General features: G+C 60.4%; 2 protein-coding genes, 2 tRNA genes and 1 pseudogene. All 5 read left to right on the top strand.

Features of this window, described 5'->3' with window-relative positions; genetic code table 11:
• Positions 1-222 precede the first annotated feature (222 nt).
• Positions 223-1,704, top strand: a complete 1,482-nt coding sequence (gene gltX / locus BFP90_RS20815; RefSeq protein WP_065884120.1) for a glutamate--tRNA ligase — start codon at positions 223-225, stop codon at positions 1,702-1,704.
• Positions 1,705-1,851: 147 nt separating this feature from the next.
• Positions 1,852-1,927: transfer RNA gene (locus BFP90_RS20810), tRNA-Ala, on the top strand.
• Positions 1,928-2,007: 80 nt separating this feature from the next.
• Positions 2,008-2,083 (top strand) — tRNA-Glu (locus BFP90_RS20805).
• Positions 2,084-2,265: 182 nt separating this feature from the next.
• Positions 2,266-2,805, top strand: a complete 540-nt coding sequence (locus tag BFP90_RS20800) for a TetR/AcrR family transcriptional regulator (RefSeq protein WP_065894095.1) — start codon at positions 2,266-2,268, stop codon at positions 2,803-2,805.
• Positions 2,806-2,820: 15 nt separating this feature from the next.
• Positions 2,821-3,183: pseudogene (locus BFP90_RS20795) on the top strand (alpha/beta hydrolase); the annotation flags it as partial.

Below are 3,183 nucleotides of genomic sequence, written 5' to 3'. Positions count from 1 at the left end.
GCTCGCTTCGCATCGTGGTTACGGTTGGGCGCTGCTGAGTTGTGTAGATACCTATGCTCATCGGGGGCAAGCCCCCTCCCACCTGTTGATGTGTGAATACAGTCAAGTGTGGGAGGGGGCTTGCCCCCGATGGCCGCGCCTCGGTTTTCCAGAAATCCCCCAGGCTGTTACCATTCGCCCCTTGTTTCAATTTTCAGTTTCATCGCCCATTCGAGACCTGCCATGACCACCGTCCGCACGCGCATTGCGCCATCGCCTACTGGGGATCCCCACGTCGGCACTGCTTACATCGCCCTGTTCAACTACTGCTTTGCCAAGCAGCACGGCGGTGAATTCATCCTGCGGATCGAAGACACCGATCAACTGCGCTCGACCCGTGAGTCGGAACAGCAGATTTTCGATGCCCTGCGCTGGTTGGGCATTACCTGGGCCGAAGGCCCGGATGTCGGCGGCCCCCACGGCCCGTATCGCCAGAGCGAGCGCAGCGATATCTACAAGCAGTACACCCAGCAACTGGTGGACATGGGCCACGCGTTCCCCTGCTTCTGCACCGCCGAAGAGCTGGACCAGATGCGCGCCGAGCAACAGGCCCGTGGCGAGACACCGCGCTACGATGGCCGCGCGCTGCTGTTGTCCAAAGAGGAAGTGGCCGCGCGCCTGGCCGCCGGCGAGCCCCATGTGATCCGCATGAAAGTGCCGAGCGAAGGCGTGTGCGTGGTGCCGGACATGCTGCGCGGTGATGTCGAGATTCCGTGGGACCGTATGGACATGCAGGTGCTGATGAAGACCGACGGCCTGCCGACGTACTTCCTGGCCAACGTGGTCGACGACCACCTGATGGGCATCACCCATGTGCTGCGCGGCGAAGAATGGCTGCCGTCGGCGCCCAAGCTGATCCTGCTCTATGAATACTTCGGCTGGGAGCAGCCGCAGCTGTGCTACATGCCGCTGTTGCGTAACCCGGACAAGAGCAAGTTGTCCAAGCGCAAGAACCCGACGTCGGTGACCTTCTACGAGCGCATGGGCTTCATGCCCGAAGCCATGCTCAATTACCTGGGCCGCATGGGCTGGTCGATGCCGGACGAGCGCGAGAAATTCTCGCTGCAGGAAATGGTCGATAACTTCGACCTGTCCCGCGTCTCCCTGGGCGGGCCGATTTTCGATATCGAGAAGCTGTCGTGGCTTAACGGCCAGTGGTTGCGTGATTTGCCGGTAGAAGAGTTCGCCAGTCGTGTGCAGCAGTGGGCACTCAACCCCGAGTACATGATGAAGATAGCGCCGCTGGTGCAGGGCAGGGTGGAAACGTTCAGCCAGGTCGCACCGCTGGCCAGCTTTTTCTTCGCCGGTGGCGTGAACCCGGAGGCCAAGCTGTTTGAATCGAAAAAGCTCTCCGGTGACCAGGTGCGTCAGTTGATGCAGTTGATCCTGTGGAAGCTCGAAAGCCTGCGCCAATGGGAGAAGGATGCGATCACCGCGACGATCCAGGCAGTGGTCGAGTCGCTGGAGCTGAAGTTGCGTGATGCCATGCCGTTGATGTTTGCCGCGATTACCGGGCAGGCCAGTTCAGTGTCGGTGCTCGACGCGATGGAAATCCTCGGCCCGGACCTCACGCGTTTCCGTCTGCGCCAAGCCCTTGATTTGCTTGGTGGTGTTTCGAAGAAAGAAAACAAAGAGTGGGAAAAGCTGCTGGGCGCTATCGCTTAAGCGCACGGCTGTAAGGACGAAACCCCGGTTTTCCGGGGTTTCGTCGGTAAGTGATTGTTATCCCGGCAAAAAATTTTGAAAATTGTTGAAAATAAATTTGACACGTTTCGAAACCGCCATTAAGATTCGCCCCGTCCTCACCGATGAGGGGCTATAGCTCAGCTGGGAGAGCGCTTGCATGGCATGCAAGAGGTCAACGGTTCGATCCCGTTTAGCTCCACCAATTTACAGGTTCAAGGTNNCGGCCACACCGTCCTTGAATCGATCGGNACTCAGCNCNGATCANTTGTACAGAAGGTTTGTGTCCCCTTCGTCTAGTGGCCTAGGACACCGCCCTTTCACGGCGGTAACAGGGGTTCGAGTCCCCTAGGGGACGCCACGATTACCCGCTCTGCGGGATTTTTAAGGGTCATTCAATTATTGAATGGCCCTTTTGTTTGTCTGGCGTTCGGCCAATTCTTTCTCCACTTCCTTTCTTCTGTTCTGACCAATGGTCATGCTTGTCGCTTGCGCAATATTATTATGGTAATAATATTAAACCCATGAGAGACGGAGGCTTTGATGAGCGATAAAAAAGCGCAAACGCGCGAACGCATCTTGCAGGCCGCCAGCGCGGCATTGATCCAGCGTGGCCCGGCTGAACCGAGTGTCGGCGAAGTCATGGGGGCGGCGGGGCTGACGGTCGGCGGTTTTTATGCGCACTTTGAGAGCAAGGATGCGCTGATGCTGGAGGCCTTCACCCAGTTGCTGGCCAAGCGCCGCGCGGCGATAGAAGACCTGGACACGCAACTGACCGGCGAAGAGCGCCGAAGCCTGGTGGCGGCGTTTTACTTGTCGCGCAAGCACCGGGACTCCACCGGCGAGGCGTGCCCGCTGCCTGCGACGGTTGGCGAAATGGGCCGTTTGCCGGACGCGTTCCGCCAGGCACTGAGCGAACATTGCGAGCTGATGGCCGCCCAATTGGCGGCCACGCCGGAAGATACCGACAAGGCCCTGGCCGACATGGCGCTGATGGTCGGCGGCCTGACGCTGGCGCGGGCCCTGGGGCCCGGGGAGCTGTCCGATCGTGTGCTGCGCGCCGCCAAGTCGGCGGTACGCTGAAAGAGGGTTCAGGGCATGGGCGGCTTGAATTGGGTTCGTGGTTTCAACGGCACGGTCGGCCGACTCGCGCCGCAAACGGTGGCCAACCGAATGCGCCGCACCTTCATGACGCCCCGTGAGCTACCGCCACGGGCGTGGGAGCTGCCGGTGCTGGCGCAATCGGAGCGCATCACCTTGCGCTTTGGCCTCTCGGCGCTGCGCTGGGGGCAAGGACCGGCGGTGTTGCTGATGCACGGCTGGGAAGGCCGGCCTACGCAATTCGCCAGCCTGATCACGGCGTTGGTGGAGGGCGGCTACTCGGTGATTGCTCTGGATGGCCCGGCCCATGGGCATTCGCCAGGGCGTGAAGCGCACGTGCTGCTGTTCGCCCGTGCCATG

Origin of the sequence: Pseudomonas sp. 24 E 13 (assembly GCF_900004715.1) — a bacterium.
Classification (GTDB): domain Bacteria; phylum Pseudomonadota; class Gammaproteobacteria; order Pseudomonadales; family Pseudomonadaceae; genus Aquipseudomonas; species Aquipseudomonas orientalis_A.
The sequence above is the reverse complement of the archived record's forward strand: the minus strand, read 5'-3'. Positions and strand labels throughout refer to the sequence as shown.